The sequence below is a fragment of the Delftia sp. ZNC0008 genome (assembly GCF_000799035.1).
Taxonomy (GTDB): Bacteria; Pseudomonadota; Gammaproteobacteria; order Burkholderiales; family Burkholderiaceae_C; genus Comamonas; species Comamonas tsuruhatensis.
In genome coordinates this window covers 1-4,338 of sequence record NZ_JTKZ01000163.1, presented here as the reverse complement: position 1 = coordinate 4,338, position 4,338 = coordinate 1, and the positions used below count along the sequence as shown (strand labels likewise).

Here is a 4,338-nt window from a genome sequence, read left to right as displayed (position 1 = left end):
CCGCTTCTGCTGCTTCTGCCGCAGCCGAGCCCGCTGCAGCCAAGGCCGCTGAGGCAACCGCAGAACGCGGCCTGCCCAAGGTCCAGGCCTACCAGTTGCCCGTGTCCGAGCTGCAGGCGCTGGCCGCCGCCTCGGGCCTGCAATGGGTGGGCTCCGATGCCGACAAGGTGGCCGCTGCGCAGGCAGCCATCGCGGCCGAACCGCAGCCCGAGCGCGTCGTGCGCGAGCGCCCGCCCATGGTCGTGCTGGATGACGGTCCTCTGATCCTCGTGGAAACACGCAAGGACCTGAGCGACCTGCAGCTGCCATTCGAGCAGCAACCGCAGGGCGTGGCCCATGTCTGACCACAGACAGTGACGACACAGGGGCCCTCGCGGCCCCTGTTTGTTTCTGCCGCCACCCCCGTCCATCTGTCTTTTCTCCCTCTCTATCCTGGAGCTTGCGTCCCGCCATGCTGTTGCTGCTCTCCCCCGCCAAATCGCTGGACTACGACACACCGCTGCCGCCGAAGCTGCCACACACGCTTCCCGTCTTCTCCGAACAGCCGCTGGAGCTGATCGAAGTGCTGCGCCGCCAATCGCCGCAGCAACTGTCGGAACTCATGGGCATCAGCGACAAGCTGGCTGCGCTCAACGTGGCGCGCTACGAGGCCTTCAGCCCTCGCTTCACGGCCACAAATGCCCGCCAGGCGCTGCTGGCCTTCAACGGTGATGTCTATGAAGGCCTGCAGGCGCGCAGCCTGGACGCCGAAGACCTGGACTGGGCGCAGCAGCACATCGCCATCCTCAGCGGCCTGTACGGCGTGCTGCGTCCGCTGGACCGCATGCAGCCCTACCGCCTGGAAATGGGCACCCGGCTGGAGACCGCGCATGGCAGCAACCTCTACCAGTTCTGGGGCAGCCGCATTGCCGAGTACCTGAACCAGCGCGCGGCCCGGCAGCCGGCGGGCGAGCGCGTCGTCGTCAACCTGGCTTCGCAGGAATACTTCAAATCGGTAGACTTGAAGCACCTCAAGCCCCCGGTGGTGGAATGCGCGTTCGAGGATTACAAGAACGGCGCCTACAAGATCATCAGCTTCCATGCCAAACGCGCGCGCGGGCTGATGGCACGATTTGCCATACAGCAACGCGCTCGCAGCGCGGCTGAACTCGAAGCCTTCGATCTGGAAGGCTACGCACTGGCGCCAGCTTCCTCGACGCCTGCGCGCCTGGTGTTCCGCCGCAAGACCGCTGACTGAGCCTCGCCGGCCACCGGCCGGCCCCGGCCTCGATGCCTTTGGAGTCCATTCACTGCGGCAAGGGCCGCACTGCACGCCATGAGCCTCAAATCCTCACCAGATTCCCCGAGCACCGCGCAGGACCTGCCGGCGGGTCTCACGCCTGAACTCATGCAATGGGTACGCGACCAGCGCGCCTCCGGCATAGGGCCTGCGGCCCTGCTGCGCTCCATGCGCGACGTGGGCTGGAGCGAAGAACTGGCCCGGCGGGCGTTGGACCTGCCCCACCAAGGCGAAGCGGCGCCACCGGCCGTCGTCGTCTCGGCCTCCTCGCTGCCCGAGCCGGACCTCTCCCAGGACCCCACCAGCATCGATGTCGGCGACCGCAAGGTCCAGGTACTGGTCAGCATGCGCAACCCGCGCATCGTGGTCTTCGGCAACCTGCTCTCGCATGAGGAGTGCGACGCCATCATCGCCGCCGCGCGTCCGCGCATGGCGCGCTCGCTCACCGTGGCCACGCAAAGCGGCGGTGAAGAGATCAATGACGACCGCACCAGCAACGGCATGTTCTTCCAGCGCGGGGAAACCGGCATCGTCCGCCAGCTGGAAGAACGCATCGCCCGCCTGCTGCGCTGGCCGCTGGACCACGGCGAAGGCCTGCAGGTGCTGCACTACGGCCCGGGCGCCGAGTACAAGCCCCACCACGACTACTTCGCGCCCGGCGAACCCGGCACGCCTACCATCCTCAAGCGCGGCGGCCAGCGCGTGGGCACCCTGGTCATCTACCTGAACGAGCCCGAGCGCGGCGGCGCCACCATCTTTCCCGAAGTGCCACTGCAAGTGGTTCCGCGCCGGGGCAACGCCGTCTTCTTCAGCTACGAACGCCCCGACCCCTCCACGCGCACCCTGCACGGCGGCGCGCCCGTGCTGGCCGGCGAAAAATGGATCGCCACCAAATGGCTGCGCGAGCGCGAATTCCACTGAAGAGCCAGCGAACCCGGGCGTACCCACCCTTATTGACCTTATATGGCCGCCCATGCCTGCGGGCATGGAAATTCAGTTAGCTTCAAAGCCTGGGTCCACGCGCTCCGCGCGGACCGTCCAGGCCTGACCAGCGCCGGCACGGCCGGCCCTTTTTCCATGAACACTCCCGAACAATCCCAGCTGGGCAAAAGCTCTGCCTACATCGACCAGTACGCCCCCTCGCTGCTGTTCCCCCTGCCCCGCGCGCCCAAGCGCGAGGAAATCGGCATTCAGGGAAGCCAGATGCCCTTCTTCGGCGCCGACCTGTGGACGGCGTTCGAACTGTCCTGGCTCAACCTGCGCGGCAAGCCGCAGGTGGCTCTCGTGCATTTCACGATCCCCTGCGAGACCCCCAATCTCATCGAAAGCAAGTCGTTCAAGCTCTACCTCAACAGCTTCAACAACACCCGCCTGTCCGACGCTGCCGAAGTCCAGGCACGCCTTCGCACCGACCTGGCCGAAGCGCTATGGCGAGGCAGCGAGCAAAAGGGCAGCATCGGCGTGAAGATCATCGGCCTGGACCGCTTCGACCAGGAAATGGTGCAGGAACTGGACGGCCTGCTGCTGGACCGCCTGGACGTGGAATGCACGCAGTACCAGCCCGCCCCAGAGCTGCTGCACGCCAACCACGAGGAAGCGCCCGTCACCGAGACCCTCGTCAGCCACCTGCTCAAGAGCAACTGCCTGGTCACAGGCCAGCCCGACTGGGGCAGCGTGCAGATCCGCTACAGCGGCGCGCAGATCGACCAGGAAGGCCTGCTGCAATACCTGGTGAGCTTCCGCAACCACAACGAATTCCATGAGCAATGCGTGGAACGCATCTTCATGGACATCTGGACCCGCTGCCGCCCCATCAAGCTCTCGGTGTACGCACGCTACACGCGCCGTGGCGGCCTGGACATCAACCCATTCCGCACCAGCCATCCTGGCGCGCTGCCGGCCAACGTGCGCTCTGCACGGCAGTAAAAGAGGCGGCCGGCCATCCTCAGGCCGGCCGTCATTTCAAGCTTTTCACCGGCATGCCGACGCCGCAGCGGCATGCCCGCACTCCTGCCCATCGAGCCCCGCGCCCAGGCTCCTGTCGGCGGCCCGCACCTGAATTCTGAAAAACAGGAATCGTCCTGCATCGATTCAGATTGACTTTTCAGATCACCCTATTTGAGCCTATTTCGCCTCGATTTATCTGCCACGGATGGATCGTCGAAAACACGGAATTCACTAAATAGCTTGCTATTGAAATGGCAGCAAAAATCTCCGTCGATGCATTCAGAAACATCGTCAGGAGTTGTCTTAGAGACAAGCGAGAAAAAAGTTCATAGGCTTGGCGGCACAAGAAATGACTTCAGGCAGCAATGAATCGCCGCCTGAAAGTCAGGCATAGGCAGGTGCCTTTTTCCTGCCAATGCCCCACGCAGAACTGTCCTGGCGCGCAGCGCCAAAGCGGCAGTCCACCGCCAACCTTGAGGGAGAGACCATCCATGCATCGCTTTCATTCAGCGCCTTGACGCAGTGCGCTGACGCCAAGGCCCTGTGCCTGGGCACGGCTGATTCCCTGCGCATGCGCAATTCGGAAGAACCGCCAACCAACGCCCTGGTGCCCGCTTCGGCCTGAATTGCGTTTTCCCTTTTCCACGTTTTCTGCGATTGGCGCGGCTTCCCGCTATGGCCTCGTGTATGCACTCATGTGCAACGCCACCGTACAGCATGCGGGCCAGTGCATCCAGCCAATGGCCGAAATGGCGCCGCCGCTGGTCCAGGCAACCGTCTCAGCCGTAGAGATCAACAAACAGACCATGCAGCAGGCCCAGAACCTGCTGGATGCGCCCATGTACTTGCAAAACGCGATCTTGCAGGCACGCCGGTGCCTGGGCCAATCCCGGCAGTTGACGGTGGTGGCTGACCGCGAATGGTCACGAGTTTCAAGAAAGGTACTTCCATGAATGCTGCCCACGCCACCCCCCGCCCGGCCTGGAGCCCCGCCTTGTCCGGGACAGTGGCTGCGCTGGCGGTCAGCGCGCCCGGCTCGGCCCTGGCGCAGGTCTTGCCACCCCAGGTCATCGTCACCTTTGGCCCCGCCCCGGTGGCCGTGCCTCTGGGGC

At 64.6% G+C, this 4,338-nt stretch carries 4 protein-coding genes and 1 pseudogene; all 5 read left to right on the top strand.

Annotated elements, in window-relative coordinates; genetic code table 11:
• Window positions 1–344 (top strand): annotated as a pseudogene (locus L995_RS05515) (Rne/Rng family ribonuclease); the annotation flags it as partial.
• Between the two features lie 107 nt (window positions 345–451).
• Window positions 452–1,237, top strand: a complete 786-nt coding sequence (yaaA, locus tag L995_RS05510; protein ID WP_016447806.1) for a peroxide stress protein YaaA — start codon at window positions 452–454, stop codon at window positions 1,235–1,237.
• Window positions 1,238–1,315: 78 nt separating this feature from the next.
• Window positions 1,316–2,200 carry a 2OG-Fe(II) oxygenase gene (locus L995_RS05505; protein WP_016447807.1) on the top strand — a complete coding sequence of 295 codons (885 nt, stop codon included), beginning with the start codon at window positions 1,316–1,318 and terminating at the stop codon, window positions 2,198–2,200.
• A gap of 156 nt (window positions 2,201–2,356) precedes the next feature.
• Window positions 2,357–3,205 (top strand): NADPH-dependent 7-cyano-7-deazaguanine reductase QueF, encoded by an 849-nt coding sequence (gene queF, locus L995_RS05500; RefSeq protein ID WP_043791423.1) that lies wholly within the window; start codon window positions 2,357–2,359, stop codon window positions 3,203–3,205.
• 716 nt (window positions 3,206–3,921) lie between these two features.
• Entirely contained in the window at window positions 3,922–4,179 is a 258-nt protein-coding gene (locus tag L995_RS05490; protein WP_047469956.1) for a hypothetical protein, read from the top strand.
• The last annotated feature ends 159 nt before the right edge of the window (window positions 4,180–4,338 follow it).